Source organism: Aliiroseovarius sp. YM-037 (genome assembly GCF_048060095.1).
GTDB lineage: Bacteria > Pseudomonadota > Alphaproteobacteria > Rhodobacterales > Rhodobacteraceae > JBLUOA01.
Genome location: NZ_JBLUOA010000001.1, coordinates 824,365 through 841,039, shown reverse-complemented (window position 1 = coordinate 841,039; position 16,675 = coordinate 824,365). Strand labels below are relative to the sequence as shown.

Below are 16,675 nucleotides of genomic sequence, written 5' to 3'. Positions count from 1 at the left end.
TGTTCTCATTCACAAACTCCGGGCAGCCCCGACAATTGCGCTTCTGGCCCTTCCACGATGTCCGCGCCTTCGCCGGCGAAGACCGCACCCGGCGGCAATGTCGCGGCGAAACCCGCGATATCGGTGCAAAGCTGTTCTGACACTTCCGGGCCGGTGGAATAAAAGGCAACGTCCCGACGCGCGACAAACCCAAGATCGCCCTCGACCGACAGCGTGCCGAGCCGTTTCCAATCTTTGCCGATCGCATTGCCAAGCCATCGGTCATAGATCATCGCGACGCCAACGCCTTTGCGTTTAACGAGTTCGTCGGCCCATCCAGCTTGCGCCTTGCCCAAGCGACGCTCGAGGGCCTCGGCTGAGGCGAGCCCCCAAAGGTCCAAAACATAGTGATCGTTGGCATGCGCAACTTTCCCAAGGTCGTTGACGGCCACCGGTGCTTTCAGGAAGTCATCGACAAACCGCTCCATCTGACCCTGCTGCAACGCGATGGCGCGTGGGCTGATGATGCTTTTGGTCAGGGCAATATTGGTATAGTAGGCCCCGGAAATCACCAGACAGCACAACGCGGCAACCGCAGGCCACCGCCACTGATTTTGCGATGTCAGCCCGACGGCGACGATGATCCCGCCCAAAAGGAAGGTGAGGATATAAATCTCATACCGGTTCATCCAGCCAATTTGACCAAGCAGCAGATGCCCCGCCCCGACGAATACCACCGCAAACATCAAGACACCCACCGGTTTCGCGCCCGCCCCGCGCCACGACAATAGCGCCATCATCATCGCCAGATACACTGTGAAGACCAGCAGTAGCCCCGGAATACTCCGCAGTTTCTTGACGAGGTTGGTGATGAGCGTTCCGACCGAAAACCCGGACTGCAATTCATGCCCGCCGAGCTTTGCGTTCACCGAATTCGGCAAGGGATCAAGCCCCGACTGTATCAGCAGCACGCAGAACAGCGCGACAGGCAGGATGGCGATCAGACCAGCCGTCAACGCCGCCTTCGGCCGGGACGTCGCCAGCAAGACGATCACCGCCGCACAGGACACCGCCAACCCTTCGAACCGGAACAGCGGGCCAAAAAAGATGCCCGCGAACAGCCAGCCATTCAGCCGGCCCGTCGCAAGGTATCTTTGCAACCCGTAAAGCACGCTGAGCGTCGTCAGAAGGTGCAGTTCATGCTCCATCCCCGTAAAGGCCAGCCCGGCGAAGTTCAGGCCCAGCGGGCCAAGCACCGCAAAGACCAGCGCGAGCGGGCGACGAGGGAAGGCCTCGGCCACGATAGCACCCCAAAGCGCCGCTGCCCCAACCAGTGCGAGGATATTCCACGCCATCGGCAGCCAAATCTGCGCCTCACTGCCTGCGAAAGGCATCAGCAGAACCGGAAAGAGCGGGGAGGAGGACGCCGACGCGACCTCCCCCACATTCACGCCATACCCGCCACGCGCCATTTCTTCGGCCATGGCGAGGTGGATGTAGACATCGTCCAGCGGATACTCCACCACGCCCGCCAGACCGAACGCGGCGATCTGAAGGGAGGCGTAGAGCAACCCGGTGCTCAGAACCGCGAGAAGTATGGACGCGGTTTTGTAGCTACGCAGACTCATTCAAGATCACTCAAATTCCATAATTACATCGTCAACCGCGAGGCTATCGCCCGCCGCCGCGTTGATCTTTGACACGATGCCTTGCCGCTCGGCGCGCAGGATATTCTCCATCTTCATCGCCTCAACAGTGCAAAGCGCTTGGCCTTCCTGAACCTCGTCGCCGACGTCGACATCAAGCTTCACGATCAGGCCCGGCATCGGACACAGCAGCAGTTTTGAGGTGTCCGCCTCTTCCTTCTCCGGCATCAGCGCGGCAAGTTCGGCATGGCGGGGTGTTCGGATGTGGACGTTCAGATCTGCTCCGCGGCTGCGGATGCGGAATCCACCAGTGATCTTACCCGCCTTCAGAACAAGCGGCGTGCCGTCGACCATCAGCACGGCGAGCGTTTGCCCCGGCGTCCAGTCGGAGGTCACACGATGCGTCCGCCCGTCATCGAAATAGACGGTGGAGCCATCGCGATCGGCCTCAATCGTGACGTGGAAATCCTCGTCCTGAAGGCTCACGACCCATTCGGCACCGACCTTGCGTTCATGGTTGTCCATGCGGCCCGACACGCGGGTGCGCCGGATTTCCGCGACCCGGTGCATCGCAGCGGCAGACGCCGCGATCCGTTGCAGCGAGTCGCGGTCAAGCGTCACGCCGTTGAACCCGTCGGGGTATTCCTCTTCAATGAATGCGGTTGTGATTTCGCCCGAAACGAACTTCGGATGATCCATCACCGCGGACAGGAACGGCAGATTGTGCCCGATCCCCTCAACCTCGAACCCGTCGAGCGCATTGCGCATCGCCTCAATCGCCTCGCCCCGGCTGGGCGCCCAGGTGCACAGTTTCGCAATCATCGGGTCGTAGAACATGCTGATCTCACCGCCCTCATAGACGCCGGTGTCGTTGCGCACGATGGCAGATTCGGTCGTTGCCTCCTCTGGCGGGCGATAACGTGTCAGACGGCCAATCGACGGCAGGAAGCTCCGATAAGGGTCTTCCGCGTAAAGGCGGCTTTCGATCGCCCAGCCGTTCAGCTTTACATCGTCCTGCGAGATCGACAGTTCCTCACCCGCTGCAACGCGGATCATCTGTTCCACTAGGTCGACGCCGGTAATCAGCTCCGTCACCGGGTGTTCGACCTGAAGCCGGGTGTTCATTTCGAGGAAGTAGAAATTCTTGTCGCCATCGACGATGAATTCGACCGTCCCCGCGCTGGTATATCCAACGGCTTCGGCAAGGCTGACCGCCTGTTCGCCCATCGCGGTGCGGGTGGCTTCGTCAAGAAACGGGCTTGGCGCTTCTTCGATGACTTTCTGATTCCGCCGCTGGATCGAACATTCCCGCTCGCCCAGATAGATCGCATTGCCGTGGCTGTCGGCCAGAACCTGAATCTCGATATGGCGCGGCTGGGTCACGAATTTTTCGATGAATATCCTGTCATCCCCAAAGCTGCTCGCCGCTTCGTTCTTGGAGCTTTGGAAACCCTCGCGGGCCTCATCGTCATTCCACGCGATCCGCATCCCCTTGCCGCCGCCCCCGGCGCTGGCCTTAATCATCACGGGGTAGCCGACTTCGTTCGAAATCTTCACCGCATCTTCGGCATCTTCGATCAGGCCCATGTAGCCCGGCACGGTGGAAACATCCGCTTCCTGCGCGATTTTCTTCGAGGTGATCTTGTCGCCCATTGCCTGAATCGCGCCGACAGGCGGGCCGATGAAGGCGACGCCTTCGGCGGCCAGCGCCTCGGCGAATTTCGGGTTTTCGGACAGGAAGCCGTAGCCGGGATGCACAGCCTCGGCCCCGGTTTCACGAATGGCCTCCATCACCTTGTCGATGACGATATAGGACTGGTTCGCAGGCGGCGGCCCTATGTGCACGGCTTCGTCCGCCATCTGCACATGCATCGCCTGCCGGTCGGCATCCGAATAGATCGCGACCGTTTTGATCCCCATCTTGCGGGCGGTCTTGATGACGCGACAGGCGATTTCGCCCCGGTTCGCTATCAGGATTTTCTTGAACATATCAGTCCCTTGTCGATTGAGTTTCCAGATTGCGCGTAACCTACGCGAAGGTTAGCAGGCATCCCGTGGGTGCCGCGCAGTGCAGCAACCACATGCGCATTGGGCGCGCGGTCAGGTTTATATCGGGATGCGAGGTAGGGCGCCGGACGCGCCGGCGGAGCGAACCGGGCAGCGGATCGACCGCCAGCAATCGCCCGAGGGCGTCGGTTCAGTTCGTATCGTGAGGATAGCTGTCTAACCGGGCGAGTTGGTGCCCGCCCGGTCAGGGTCGTGAAATCTGGTCTGTTACCGGCAAACGCCCACGTCGTCGCAGAAGACGCCGCCTGCACCACCGATAAGCGCGCCGGTAAGGGCGCTGCCGCCCGTTGCGTCGGCGATAACTGCGCCGCCCGCTGCGCCCGCAAGGCCGCGTTCGGCATCCGTGTCCAGACACCCAGCAAGCGGCACGATAAGGGCCACGGCAAGAACGATACGTTTGATTTGCATTTTATACTGCCTCCAGAGGATATTATTATCCAACGACTATATAGGGTCGTTCTTTGGCGGCAGGAAGGGCAATCGCGTTCAAAGCCTTTTTCGGCAAGGCTTTGCGCATCGCATAAAAAGGCCTCCGACCCGGCCTTGGGGAGGCCGAGCCGGAGAGAAGGGGAAGGGTAACGGTTTAGACTAACACCGGCAGATTCCAAACGAGGGTCATCTGCCTTAAGGAGAGCATGGACCGACATCTTCGCATTCTCAAAGCGCATCTCGCACACACGCTTAAATTGAGCCGAAACCCGCCGGATTGATTTTGCGATGGGCAGATTCACGCCGATCCTCCAAATTCAAAGACCTCAGGAAAGCTCGCACGGGCACGGTTTTCGTCAATTTTTAAAAGGGATTCATAGCTTTGCACATCAAACGGGTCTTCGGCCGGAACAACCTCCCGGCCAAACAACCAAGAGAGTCTTCCGGCGTCGAGATTGCCCCGTTCAAACGGCTCCGCACCGAAATGATCCCAAAGCGCCGCAAGAAACGCAGAATCAGCCCGCTTGTCTGCCGGACGTCGATCCGCGAAGCGTTCCCGCGGCTTTAGTGGCACGACCCCTTTGGTATTGGGGCGGCGAATGGTGAACTGGAAATCAGTGCCGGCCAGACGCCCCGGAAATCCGCGATGTTTCAGCATGACGCACCCTCCCGAAACCGGGTGGCGAACGCGAAACAGGTGATTGTAGGGAATACTGGCGCGCTCAAGCCGGAAGGCGAGCGGGGTAGCTGCGGGGCGGGCGGAACCCGCCCCGAAACTGACTTAGTACTTGTTGAGCACGGGCTCGGCTTGCACCGGTTCTTCCACGTAAACGACTTCTTCTTCCTGCTGTGCACAGGCTGCTGCAAGTGCGACAAGGCCAACGGCCAGCACTGCTTTGATGCTCTTCGACATCCGATTCTCCTACTGCTATCAGAGAGGACTACGTCCCCTCGTCCCGTGTTAACGGTCGTCTTGTTACGACCTGATCCGACGTTATCGCACTTATTCGGGGATTGACATACGCTTCGCACGGGATTGGCAGGTTGTGGCACGAATGCGCCAATGACCGGTGCAAGTGAGTGGCGCCCTGCAACATATTGTGGACTCATCAGAATCCCTCCCAGATGCAGGTTTCGCCCTCGATGCTGTAGGCTTCGAAATATTGTGTTGCATCGGGGTCAGTCGCGCCAAATTCAACATCGCGGTCGGCAAGCGAGACTACGATCTGCGACGGCAGCGGCCCTGAGGACGCGACTCGCGGCAGCGCATAAGTTTCGCAAAGATGCTGCATGTCCTCGGCGGCCTCCTCAAAGCCTATGGTTCCGGTGTCGCGCGCAATCTCTGGCGCGATGAAGCGATAGCGAAAGGTCAGACCGCTGGGGCCGCGTTCGTTCGAAATCAGTTCCTTGAACCCGATCGGCTGACCCGACGGAACAGAGATGGCCGCGCCTTGCACCGCTGGTGCCGGGCGCATCACATAGGCCGCCAGAAGCACAGCCAGTACGACAGTCCCGATTAACAGCGTTCTGATCTGACGGCTGCGCCCCATCAAAGCGGGATGTTATCGTGCTTTTTCCACGGGTTTTTCAGTGATTTCCCCCGCAGCGAAGCAAACGCCCGCGCCACACGCTTGCGCGTGGAATGGGGCACGATAACCTCGTCGATAAAGCCTTTCTCGGCAGCAACGAACGGATTGGCGAAGCGCGTTTCATAGTCCTTTGTTCGCTCGGCAATCTTGTCCGGATCGCCCAGTTCAGAGCGATACAGAATCTCCGTCGCACCCTTGGCACCCATGACCGCAATCTCGGCCGTCGGCCACGCGTAGTTGAAATCGCCGCGCAGATGCTTTGACGCCATAACGTCATAGGCGCCGCCATAAGCTTTGCGGGTAATCACCGTGACCTTCGGCACAGTCGCCTCACCATAAGCAAACAGCAGCTTCGCACCGTGCTTGATGACGCCGCCGTATTCCTGGCTGGTCCCCGGCAAAAAGCCCGGCACATCGACAAAGGTCAGGATCGGAATTTCAAATGCATCACAGAACCGAACGAACCGCGCGGCCTTGCGGCTGCTGTCAATGTCCAGACACCCGGCCAGCACCATCGGCTGGTTGGCCACGACGCCCACGGTCTGCCCTTCAAGCCGGATAAAGCCGGTGATGATGTTCTTGGCGAAGTCTTCCTGTATCTCGTAAAAATCGCCCTCGTCCGCGACCTTCAGGATCAGCTCCTTCATGTCATAGGGCGCGTTCGCGTTGTCCGGCACCAGCGTATCGAGGCTGTGATCCAACCGGCCAGGATGGTCAAAGAACGGGCGGACGGGCGGTTTTTCGCGGTTGTTCAGCGGTAGAAGATCAACCAGGCGGCGAATCTCCGACAGCGCCTCAATGTCATTTTCAAACGCGCCATCTGCAACCGAGGATTTTTTGGTGTGGGTCGACGCGCCACCCAGCTCCTCGGCCGTTACGACTTCATTCGTGACGGTCTTCACGACGTCAGGCCCGGTGACGAACATGTAAGATGTGTCCTTCACCATAAAGATGAAGTCGGTCATCGCGGGCGAATACACCGCACCACCCGCGCACGGCCCCATGATGACGCTGATCTGCGGCACCACGCCAGAGGCCATGATGTTACGCTGGAACACCTCTGCATATCCGGCGAGCGAGGCGACGCCTTCCTGAATCCGCGCACCGCCAGAGTCGTTGATACCAATCACGGGCGCTCCGTTTTGCACCGCCATATCCATGATTTTGCATATCTTTTGCGCGTGCGTTTCGGAAAGTGAACCCCCGAAAACCGTGAAATCCTGACTGAACACATAGACCATGCGACCGTTGATCGTGCCCCATCCGGTGACGACACCATCGCCGGCGGGGCGGTCTTGCTCCATCCCGAAATCGGTGCAGCGATGGGCGACGAACATATCGAATTCTTCAAAGCTGCCATCGTCCAGCAAAACCTCGATCCGCTCTCGTGCGGTTAGCTTGCCTTTGCCGTGTTGCGCGTCAATCCGACGCTCCCCTCCGCCCATGCGGGCAGTTTCGCGGCGACGTTCTAGCTCTTGCAGAATTTCTGTCATGTGTCCTCTTCCCTGATGCCTGACCTGAGTCCGGATATTCGGCGCAATATACCTATAACTTGCCTATCCTAAAAGCAGAGTCTGGCAGATTTGCAAACCTCTAGAAGAGGTAAACAAGCAAACTGCAAAATTGCATATTTTCGACGGGTGCCACGACCCAAACCTGCGCCTATGGACTTTCCCTGTGATCGCCCATAATGATTGACTATGTCAACCAAACCGACGGCCCGGTTCCTTGACCGAACCACGCCACCCCACATTCTGACGCTCATCCTGCTGGTCGGTCTTTACGCCCTGTCGATGAATATCTTTCTGCCGTCGCTGCCCAACATGACGGAGTATTTTCAGACCGATTATCGCCTGATGCAACTCTCCGTCGCGCTTTACCTCGTGGTTAACGCAGCGTTGCAACTGGTGATCGGACCGCTCGCTGACCGCTATGGCCGCCGTCCAATTGTGCTTGGCGGCAATATCCTGTTCCTTCTGATGACCGTGGGCTGCCTGCTGGCCCCCACCGCCGAGATATTCTTAGCCTTCCGCATGGGTCAGGCAGTGATCGTGTCCGGCATGGTTCTAAGCCGTGCCATCGTACGGGATATGGTTCCGGGGAACGAAGCCGCATCAATGATCGGTTACGTCACGATGTTCATGGCCGTCGTGCCGATGATAAGCCCCGCAATCGGCGGGTTCCTTGATGGGCTGTTTGGGTGGAAGGCGAATTTCTGGCTGCTTCTGATCCTCGGCGCGGCGATGACATGGCTGTGCTGGCGCGACCTTGGCGAAACCGCCACCCAGCGCTCTGGCGGTTTCGCCCGCCAGTTCCGCGAATACCCGGAGCTTTTGACCTCCCCCCGGTTCTGGGGATACTCCGCCGCCGCGGCCTTCGCGTCGGGCGCGTTCTTCGCCTATCTTGGCGGAGCGCCCTTCGTCGGCGACCAACTGTTCCAGATGTCGCCGCAACGCCTCGGCGTCTTCTTCGGTGCGCCTGCGGTTGGCTATATCTTCGGCAACTTCCTGTCGGGGCGGTATTCCTCGCGCATCGGGCTGAACACGATGGCGCTGGCCGGGTCGCTGATCTGCACGATCGGCCCAGCCTCGTCACTTACCCTGTCGCTGCTCGGCGTCCATTCGCCCTTTGTCTTCTTCGGCTTCATGGTGTTCGTCGGTATTGGCAACGGCCTTGTCATGCCAAACGCCGCCGCTGGGGCTCTGTCGGTTCGTCCGCACCTTGCAGGGACGGCATCGGGGTTGTCGGGCGCGATCATGATCGGGGGCGGCGCCGCGCTTTCGGCTATCGCAGGCGCATTGTTGACCGTCGAAACAGGGGAATATCCGCTGCTGTGGATCATGGTTCTGACTTCGGTCGCGGGGATCATCACCATGCTGATGGTGATCCGCCGGGAACGCCGCCTGATCCGATCGGGATTGATCGAGGAATAGCGCCGCCCCACCTTGCGCCGCCCGGTTTGCAAACGCTAAACTCAACCCAGCAAATCTGCAAAGGTGCGGTATATGGCGACCCAGAAACTCTACGCCGGGGCGAAACTGCGTGAAACCCGAACGCGGCTTGGACTGACGCAAAAAGCGTTTGCCGAAAAGCTCGGCGTATCGCTGCCCTATCTCAATCAGATGGAAAACAACAATCGCCCGGTGTCGACGGGCGTTGTCCTCGCACTGGCGCAGGAATTCGGCTTTGACGTGGCCGAGCTTTCGACCGGCGACGCGGAACGCATGGTGTCTGACATGCGCGAAGCCTTGGCCGATCCGGTTTTCGCCGACGCCTCCCCCCCGCTTGCCGATCTGCGCCTTGCCGCATCGAACGCCCCTGCCCTCGCCCGCGCGTTCCTCGACCTGCATCGCGCTTATCGACAAAGCCACGAACGCCTCGCCTCCCTGGACGAAGCGCTTGGCCGTGAAGACAGCCGTGCTGCTGCCAGCCCGTGGGAGGAGGTGCGCGATTTCTTTCACTATTGCGACAATTACATTGATGCCGTTGATCGCGCGGCTGAACGGTTTGCCCGCAGCGAAATGGCCCAGGCGGATATCGAACAGGCCGCCATTGAAACCCTGTCAGACCAAGGGATTGAGACGCGCTTTTCAGACGAACCTGACCTGCGCGGCTTTGAACCGGCCGCCAACATTCTTACCCTTTCTACCCGCACAAGCCGCCCGACCCGGCGGTTCCAGATCCTGCATCAACTTGCACTCATCACACAAAACGATCTACTTGAGGCGACGCTTGACTTTGCCCGCTTCCAGACCGACAGCGCCCGCGCGATTGCGAAGCTGGGCCTTGCCAATTACTTCGCTGGGGCGGCGCTGATGCCCTACTCCGCGTTTCTCGACGCCGCCGGACAAATGCGCCACGACCTTGAACAGCTGTCGGACCGCTTCGGCGCATCAATCGAACAGGTTGCGCACCGGCTTTCGAGCCTCCAAAGGCCCGGAGCGAAAGGTGTGCCCTTTTTCTTTGTCCGCGTCGATCAGGCGGGCACGATTACCAAGCGCCACTCCGCGACCCGCCTGCAATTCGCCCGCTTTGGCGGCGCTTGCCCGCTTTGGAACGTCCACCGCGCCTTTGAAACGCCGGGGCGGTTTCTGCGCCAATTGGCCGAAACCCCGGACGGGGTCCGCTATTTCTGCCTTGCCCGCGACGTGTCAAAGTCCGGTGGGTCGTTCAAGGCGCCGGTCCGTCGCTACGCCATCGGCTTGGGGTGCGAGGTGAAGCACGCCGACGCGCTGGTTTATGCAGATGACCTCGACACATCCAATCGGGCGGAGTTTGAACCGATCGGCATTTCCTGCCGCATCTGCGAGCGCCCAGATTGCCACCAACGCTCCGTCCCGCCGCTCGAACGGCAATTGGTGATCGACCCGAACCATCGCGGCACCCTGCCCTACAAGGTCCGATAGCGATGCGCCGCCTGTTGATCACGCTGGTTCTGCTGGTCGTCGCAGGCGTTGCCGTTGCCGGAACGGCAGAACGCTGGCTGCTCTACCCGCTCGACCCGCGCCATTTGACGCCTGCGGATGCGGGGGTTGCCAATCTGACCGAGCATCGGATTGAGACGCCGGACGGTGAAACCCTGATCGTCTGGGCCGCAGACCCGCGCCCAAGCAAGCCAGTGATCCTGTATTTTCAAGGCAACGCTGGCAACCTCGCCATCCGCGCTGCCCGCTTCCGCGCGTTCACAGATGCCGGATATGGTGTTGTCGCCCCCGCCTATCGCGGCTCCTCCGGCAGCACGGGGACGCCTGCGCAAGACGCGCTGGAACGCGATGCGGTGCTGGTGTTTGGACGATTAAAGGAGTGGGTCGACGCCGACACGTCGCTAATTTTCTACGGTGAAAGCCTTGGCACGGCGGTTTCGACCTACCTCGCCACAAAAGCCGATCCACCACCGGCCGCATTGGTGCTTGAAGCTCCGTTCACCTCAATCCCCGCGCTTGTCCGGCACCACTATCCACAGTTCAGCGCCGCGTCCCTAGTCATGTCAGACAAATGGCCGACCCGCGCCCGCATCCGGCAAAGCACTGCCCCGCTACTGATCCTTCATGGCGCTGAAGATGAGCTAATTCCGACGGAGATGGGCCGCACGTTGCTGCGGCTGTCAGGATCAGACGACAAGAAAATGATTATCGTAAACGGCGCGGGCCACAACAACGTCTGGCAGCCCAGCGCCAAGCAGGCATTGTTCGACTTCCTGGCCCGGTTTTAGGCGGTTGCGGACAGCATCCGCGCGATCTCATCCTTTAGCGCCATGCGTTCCTTGCGCATCTCAACCTCATGCAGTTCCTCTGTCGGCTCCACATTGGTTTCGGCGCGGTGAATGGCGCGATTCAACTCATGATACTTATCGACAAGCGTCGCGAAATGCGCATCAGACTGCTTCAGTGCGCTGATATCCTCAACCCGATCCGGGAATTCTTCGGCCAGCTCGTGCGGGGTGTGGGTCATGCGGTTTCCTTCCTTTTGGTGGTGTTCGAAGGAACCCTATTTGATCCGGCGAGCGGCATCTTTGACCGGGATCAAACCGCGCGCGGTTTGACTGTGAAAAACGGTGCAATCGCAACTCCCGGCCAAATCGGGATTAATGATCGCCAGCGTGTTAAATGCGTTTCTCTACCGCTGCGCGTTCTGCCAATCCGGGTGTATCCACGGCTGGTCATTCGCGGGCGGCAGCGGCGTTTTTCCAAGGATGTGGTCCGCCGCTTTTTCCCCCACCATGATCGACGGCGCATTGAGGTTTCCGTTGGTGATTTGTGGAAAAATCGAACTATCCGCCAGCCGCAGCCCATCAACCCCGATCACCCTTGTTTCGCTATCGACAACCGCCATCGGATCGTCCCGACGCCCCATCTTGGCAGTGCCACAGGGGTGATAGGCGCTCTCCACCTCTTCGCGGATGAAGTCGTCGAGTTCATCGTCGCTTTGCACCACCTCGCCGGGCTGAATCTCGTGTCTCACGAAGGGCTTGAACGCCTCCTGCGCAAAGATTTCACGGGTCAGCCGGATGCAGGTCCGAAAATCCTGCCAGTCTTTTTCGTGGCTCATATAGTTAAACAGGATTTTAGGTGCGTCCTTGGGATCGTTCGACGCCAGCGTCACCGTGCCCCGTGACGGGCTTCGCATCGGCCCGACATGGGCCTGAAATCCGTGCCCCTCGGCCGCTGCCTGCCCATCGTAGCGCACCGCCATCGGCAAGAAATGGTATTGAATGTCAGGGTATTCGACCCCGGCCTGTGACCGGACAAAGGCGCAGCTTTCAAACTGGTTCGACGCGCCCAGCCCGGTCTTGGTGAACAACCACTGCGCCCCGATCAGCGCCTTGGAAATAAGGTTCCAATGCTTGTAGAGCGTTATTGGCTGACTCGCCGCCATCTGCAGATAAAGCTCCAGATGATCTTGCAGGTTTTGCCCCACACCGGACCGGTCCGCGACCACATCGATGCCGTGTTCCGCCAGATGTGCGGCAGGGCCGATTCCCGACAACATCAGCAGCTTGGGCGAGTTGATCGAGGACGCCGCAAGGATGACTTCCCGCCGCGCATGGATCACTTCGATCTTGCCGCCGCGTTCAATCTCAACCCCTGTAGCGCGGCCTTCGGCCAAGACGACCTTGCGGGCAAATCCCCGGATAAGATCGCAGTTTTCGCGCCGCAAAGCGGGCCGCAGATAGGCGTTCGCCGCCGACCAGCGACGACCGTTCCAGACGGTTTGCTCAAAGGGGCCAAACCCTTCCTGCTTCTCGCCGTTATAGTCGTCGGTTAGTTCATAACCCGCCTGCGCTCCGGCATCGACAAACGCCTGATACAGCGGGTTGGCCCGCGGCCCCCGCGCAACGTGTAACGGCCCGTCCGATCCGCGCCAGTCAGCATCGCCGCCATGCCCGTTCGAATGCCAGTTTTCCAGACGCTTGTAGTAAGGCAGAACGTCAGCGTAAGCCCAGCCGTCCGCCCCCATCTCGGCCCATGTATCAAAGTCCCGCGCGTGCCCGCGCACGTAGACCATGCCGTTGATCGAGGATGATCCACCGATCACCTTACCGCGTGGGGTCGCCAATCTGCGCCCGCCCAGATGCGGCTCCGGTTCAGTTTTGTAACCCCAGTCATAAAGCTTCATGTTCATGGGGTAGCTAAGCGCCGCAGGCATCTGGATGAACGGCCCCGCATCCGTTCCGCCGTGTTCGATCACCAGAACAGACGACCCCGCCTCGGCCAGCCGATAGGCGATTGCGCACCCAGCTGATCCTGCGCCGACGATGACAAAATCTGCTTCCATTACCTTCGCCCGTTCCCCGCAAAGCCACCCATCAATAGGGCGCCTCCAGATCATTCATCGACACATAGACGGTGCGCGCCTGTGAATAGTGGTTGATTGCGTCCCTGGAATTTTCGCGCCCGACGCCCGACATCTTCACCCCGCCGAAAGGCGCCTCGACCGGCGCGTTGTTGTAGGTGTTGATGTAGCAGGTGCCCGCCTCAAACCTTCGCGCCACGCGATGCGCGCGTGTCAGGTCGGCGGTGAACACACCTGCGGCGAGTCCGAATTCCGTGGCATTGGCGCGGATCATCGCTTCTGCTTCAACGTCAAAATCAAGAACGCTCATCACCGGGCCGAAAATCTCTTCCTGCGCGATGGTCATGTCGTCAGTGACGTCGGCAAAGACCGTCGGCTCTAGGTAGAAACCGTTGCGATTCAGACGGCTACCGCCATAGACCAGCCGCGCCCCTTCGGCTTGCCCCTGCTTGATGTAGCCAAGCGCGATGTTCATCTGTGCCTCGGACACCATCGGACCAAAGCTTGTCGCCTCATCCATTGGATCACCAATTACGGCGTTTGAGAGTCGTTCGGACAGCCGCGCCAGAAACGCCTCTTTGATGCCCTTCTGCACGAACACCCGCGTTCCGTTGGAGCAGACCTGACCGGAACTATAGAAGTTCCCGAGGATCGCCCCGCTGACCGCGTTTTCAAGATCGGCGTCGTCAAAGATAATGATGGGGGACTTGCCGCCAAGCTCCATCGTGACATGCTTCATGCCATCCGCTGCGGCGGCATAGACCTTGCGCCCTGTCGGAACCGATCCGGTCAGCGAAACCTTGGCGACGCGTGGGTCGGTGATGAGGGACGCGCCGACCGCGCCCATGCCCTGAACGACATTGAAGACACCTTTGGGCGCGCCCGCTTCGATCAGAATCTCGGCCACTTTCAACGCGGAAAGCGGTGTTGTTTCAGAGGATTTGAACACCATCGTGTTGCCGCAGGCGAGCGCGGGCGCAGCCTTCCAGCACGCGATTTGGGTCGGGTAGTTCCACGCACCGATACCGACGCAAACGCCCAAGGGTTCGCGCACGGTATAGACGAAATCGCCACCGGGTTGCGGGATGTATTCGCCCGTGACGGACCCAGCGAGGCCGCCGAAATATTCAAGCGCATCGGCGCCGGAAGTTGCGTCCGCGACCAGCGTTTCCTGCAACGGTTTCCCGGTGTCGAGCGTTTCCAGAACGCTGAGGTCGCGGTTGCGGTCCCGCATGATGTCAGCCGCGCGGCGCAGCACACGGCCCCGTTCCGTTCCGGTCATCGCAGCCCAATCCGCCTGCGCCGCTTTCGCCGCGAACAACGCCCGTTCGACAATGGCAGGGGTTGCGGAGTGGACGGTCGCGATCACTTCGCCGGTTGCGGGGTATATCACGTCAATCACGTCGCCAGCGGTCTCTTCGACGTATGCGCCATTGATGAAATGGCTCGCGGTGGGTTGGGCGTTCTGCATTAGATTCTATGCCTTCGGCGAGAGTATTTTTGGCAAGATGAAACGGTTATTCACCGCGCGGGAACCGTTGGTTTTCTTCGACGGTGTTAAGGTCCATGTGATTACGCATGTAGCGCTCGGACGCCTTTTGAAGCGGCTGGTAATCCCAGGGGTAGTAGTCGCCGTTGCGCAGGGCTTCGTAGACGATCCAGCGGCGGGCCTGGCTTTCGCGCACCTCGCCGTCGAAGCGTTCGAGATCCCAGCGCTTCGCGGCCTCGACCCGGAACAGTTCCAGCGTTTCGGCATGGGCCGGGTCGTCGGCAAGGTTGATGAGTTCATGCGGGTCTGTGTCGACATTGAACAACTGCTCAGGGTCGAGCGCGCAGTTCGTGTATTTCCACGGGCCGGTGCGCAGGGCGACGAGAGGCGAATAGCTTGCCTCTGCTGCGTATTCGATCACGACGGGGCTGGTGCGTGGAGTGCCTTTGGCCAGCGGCAGCAGGGTTTCGCCCTCGGTCCACGGCAGGATTTCATCGATGGCAACCCCGGCGAGGTCGCAGAGCGTCGGCGTAACGTCAAGGGTTGAGACAGGCGTGTCGATCCGTTGGGGCGAAAGGTCCGGTGCTGCGATCATCAGCGGCACGCGGGCGGAGCCTTCGTAGAAACACATTTTGAACCACAGACCCCGTTCACCCAGCATGTCGCCGTGATCTGATACGAAGAGGATCACAGCCTCTTGCCGGGTCGCTTCCAGCGCCTCCATCACCTCGCCTATTTTGTCGTCTAGGTAAGAGATATTGGCGAAATAAGCGCGGCGGGATCGGCGAATATCATCTTCGGTGATGTCGAAGCTGCGCCAGTCATTCGCGTCGAAAATACGCTGCGCGTGTGGGTCATGGTCGTCGTATGCCATCGCCGGAACATCGGGCAGCAGGTGTTCGCAATCCTCGTAGAGATCCCAGTATTTCTTACGTGCAACATAAGGATCATGCGGGTGGGTGAAGCTGACGGTCAGGCACCACGGGCGGTCGTCGTGGCCGCGGGCGAGGTCATAGACCTTGCGCGTGGCGTGATACGCAACCTCATCGTCATATTCCATCTGGTTGGAGATCTCGGCGACGCCCGCTCCGGTGACGGAGCCCATATTGTGATACCACCAGTCAATTCGTTCGCCCGGCTTGCGATAATCCGGCGTCCAGCCGAAATCGGCGGGGTAGATGTCGGTCGTCAGGCGTTCCTCAAACCCGTGCATCTGGTCGGGGCCGACGAAATGCATCTTGCCGGACAGGCAGGTCTGATAACCCGCACGCCGAAGGTGGTGGGCGTAAGTGGGGATGGAGGACACAAACTCCGCCGCATTGTCGTATACGCCATTGCGCGAGGGCAGTTGGCCCGACATGAACGCGGCCCGACCCGGGGCGCAAAGCGGGCTGGCGGTATAGCTGTTGCGGAACCGGACGGATCGTTCGGCGAGCTTCTTGAGGTTCGGCGCATGCAGCCAATCAGCGGGGCCGTCCGGGAACAGCGTTCCGTTCAACTGGTCGACCATGAAAATCAGGATGTTCGGCTTGGTCATGTCGTTCGCTCCAGCACAAAATCGAGATAGGCGATCACCATATCAGAGGCACCCTGACCGTCAGGTTGCGCATCTTTCAGCGCGTGGCGGATGTAGTGGCCGTCAATCATCGCGGCGATCCCCAACGCGGCAGCGTCGGCGCGATCGGCAATCAGAGGGCGCAGGCCCGCAAGCAGATTGGAATGAAGGCGCCGCTGATAGATTCGTAGCAACCGGCGGGCCGCGTCCGACGTCTGCGCCTGCACGTAGAAGTTCAGCCATGCGCTGATGACTTCGGGGCGGAAATTCCCGGCCTCGAAACTCGCCCGGATGATGCCTTCGACGCGATCCCGCGGCGTTTTGGCCAGCAGGAGCGCGCCCCGCACCTGCGCCGAGTAGACCGTTAGAATATGGCGCATCGCGGCGAGGAATATCTGCTCCTTCCCGCCAAAGTAGTGATGCGCCAGCGCGCTGGATACGCCTGCCCGCTTGGCGATCTGGCTGACAGTCACATCAAGCGAACCCGCGCGCCCGATCTCTGTGATCGTCGCTTTCACGAGCGCCTCGCGCCTGATAGGTTCCATCCCAAGCTTGGGCATCCAATTCTCCTGAAGGGTTGCTTTATCAAGCTTGTTGGATTTTAATTGACTCGTCAATCAAGAAAAAA

The 16,675-nt window shown here is 60.0% G+C and carries 15 protein-coding genes; 3 read left to right on the top strand and 12 right to left on the bottom strand.

Features of this window, described 5'->3' with window-relative positions:
* Window positions 1-5: 5 nt before the first annotated feature.
* The 7 genes from ACEWPJ_RS04070 to ACEWPJ_RS04040 form a co-directional block, all read right to left on the bottom strand.
* Complete coding sequence (locus tag ACEWPJ_RS04070) at window positions 6-1,607, bottom strand: hypothetical protein (RefSeq protein ID WP_416511095.1); 1,602 nt, start codon at window positions 1,605-1,607, stop codon at window positions 6-8.
* 6 nt (window positions 1,608-1,613) lie between these two features.
* Complete coding sequence (locus ACEWPJ_RS04065; RefSeq protein ID WP_416511094.1) at window positions 1,614-3,614, bottom strand: acetyl-CoA carboxylase biotin carboxylase subunit; 2,001 nt, start codon at window positions 3,612-3,614, stop codon at window positions 1,614-1,616.
* A 285-nt stretch (window positions 3,615-3,899) separates the two neighbouring features.
* Complete coding sequence (locus tag ACEWPJ_RS04060; protein ID WP_416511092.1) at window positions 3,900-4,100, bottom strand: hypothetical protein; 201 nt, start codon at window positions 4,098-4,100, stop codon at window positions 3,900-3,902.
* A gap of 319 nt (window positions 4,101-4,419) precedes the next feature.
* Window positions 4,420-4,779 carry a hypothetical protein gene (locus ACEWPJ_RS04055; protein ID WP_416511090.1) on the bottom strand — a complete coding sequence of 120 codons (360 nt, stop codon included), beginning with the start codon at window positions 4,777-4,779 and terminating at the stop codon, window positions 4,420-4,422.
* Window positions 4,780-4,902: 123 nt separating this feature from the next.
* The gene (locus tag ACEWPJ_RS04050; protein WP_416511088.1) at window positions 4,903-5,034 is read right to left on the bottom strand and encodes a hypothetical protein; all 132 of its coding nucleotides are present in this window, start codon (window positions 5,032-5,034) and stop codon (window positions 4,903-4,905) included.
* Window positions 5,035-5,230: 196 nt separating this feature from the next.
* Window positions 5,231-5,671: a DUF6497 family protein gene (locus ACEWPJ_RS04045; protein WP_416511086.1), complete on the bottom strand. Its 441-nt coding sequence runs from the start codon at window positions 5,669-5,671 to the stop codon at window positions 5,231-5,233.
* Window positions 5,671-7,203 (bottom strand): acyl-CoA carboxylase subunit beta, encoded by a 1,533-nt coding sequence (locus tag ACEWPJ_RS04040; RefSeq protein WP_416511084.1) that lies wholly within the window; start codon window positions 7,201-7,203, stop codon window positions 5,671-5,673. Before ACEWPJ_RS04040 ends, ACEWPJ_RS04045 begins: the two co-directional genes overlap by 1 nt.
* 207 nt (window positions 7,204-7,410) lie before the next feature.
* On the opposite strand from ACEWPJ_RS04040, the gene ACEWPJ_RS04035 reads away from it, so the two are divergent.
* The 3 genes from ACEWPJ_RS04035 (at window position 7,411) to ACEWPJ_RS04025 (ending at window position 10,922) form a co-directional block, all read left to right on the top strand.
* A complete protein-coding gene (locus ACEWPJ_RS04035; RefSeq protein ID WP_416511082.1) occupies window positions 7,411-8,643 on the top strand; it encodes a multidrug effflux MFS transporter in 1,233 nt (410 codons plus the stop codon).
* Window positions 8,644-8,715: 72 nt separating this feature from the next.
* Window positions 8,716-10,116 (top strand): helix-turn-helix domain-containing protein, encoded by a 1,401-nt coding sequence (locus ACEWPJ_RS04030; RefSeq protein ID WP_416511080.1) that lies wholly within the window; start codon window positions 8,716-8,718, stop codon window positions 10,114-10,116.
* Between the two features lie 2 nt (window positions 10,117-10,118).
* Window positions 10,119-10,922, top strand: a complete 804-nt coding sequence (locus ACEWPJ_RS04025; protein ID WP_416511078.1) for an alpha/beta hydrolase — start codon at window positions 10,119-10,121, stop codon at window positions 10,920-10,922.
* Here the strand turns inward: ACEWPJ_RS04025 and ACEWPJ_RS04020 are convergent.
* The 5 genes from ACEWPJ_RS04020 to betI form a co-directional block, all read right to left on the bottom strand.
* On the bottom strand, window positions 10,919-11,161 hold the full coding sequence (locus ACEWPJ_RS04020; RefSeq protein WP_416511076.1) for a YdcH family protein: 243 nt from the start codon (window positions 11,159-11,161) through the stop codon (window positions 10,919-10,921). The two genes, ACEWPJ_RS04025 and ACEWPJ_RS04020, sit on opposite strands and share 4 nt — an antisense overlap.
* 165 nt (window positions 11,162-11,326) lie before the next feature.
* The gene (gene betA, locus ACEWPJ_RS04015; protein WP_416511074.1) at window positions 11,327-12,985 is read right to left on the bottom strand and encodes a choline dehydrogenase; all 1,659 of its coding nucleotides are present in this window, start codon (window positions 12,983-12,985) and stop codon (window positions 11,327-11,329) included.
* A gap of 31 nt (window positions 12,986-13,016) precedes the next feature.
* Window positions 13,017-14,474 carry a betaine-aldehyde dehydrogenase gene (betB, locus tag ACEWPJ_RS04010; RefSeq protein WP_416511072.1) on the bottom strand — a complete coding sequence of 486 codons (1,458 nt, stop codon included), beginning with the start codon at window positions 14,472-14,474 and terminating at the stop codon, window positions 13,017-13,019.
* Between the two features lie 46 nt (window positions 14,475-14,520).
* Window positions 14,521-16,029 carry a choline-sulfatase gene (betC, locus tag ACEWPJ_RS04005; protein ID WP_416511070.1) on the bottom strand — a complete coding sequence of 503 codons (1,509 nt, stop codon included), beginning with the start codon at window positions 16,027-16,029 and terminating at the stop codon, window positions 14,521-14,523.
* Window positions 16,026-16,607, bottom strand: a complete 582-nt coding sequence (betI, locus tag ACEWPJ_RS04000) for a choline-responsive transcriptional repressor BetI (protein WP_416511068.1) — start codon at window positions 16,605-16,607, stop codon at window positions 16,026-16,028. The genes betC and betI overlap by 4 nt, the downstream gene beginning before the upstream one ends.
* Between the last annotated feature and the right edge of the window lie 68 nt (window positions 16,608-16,675).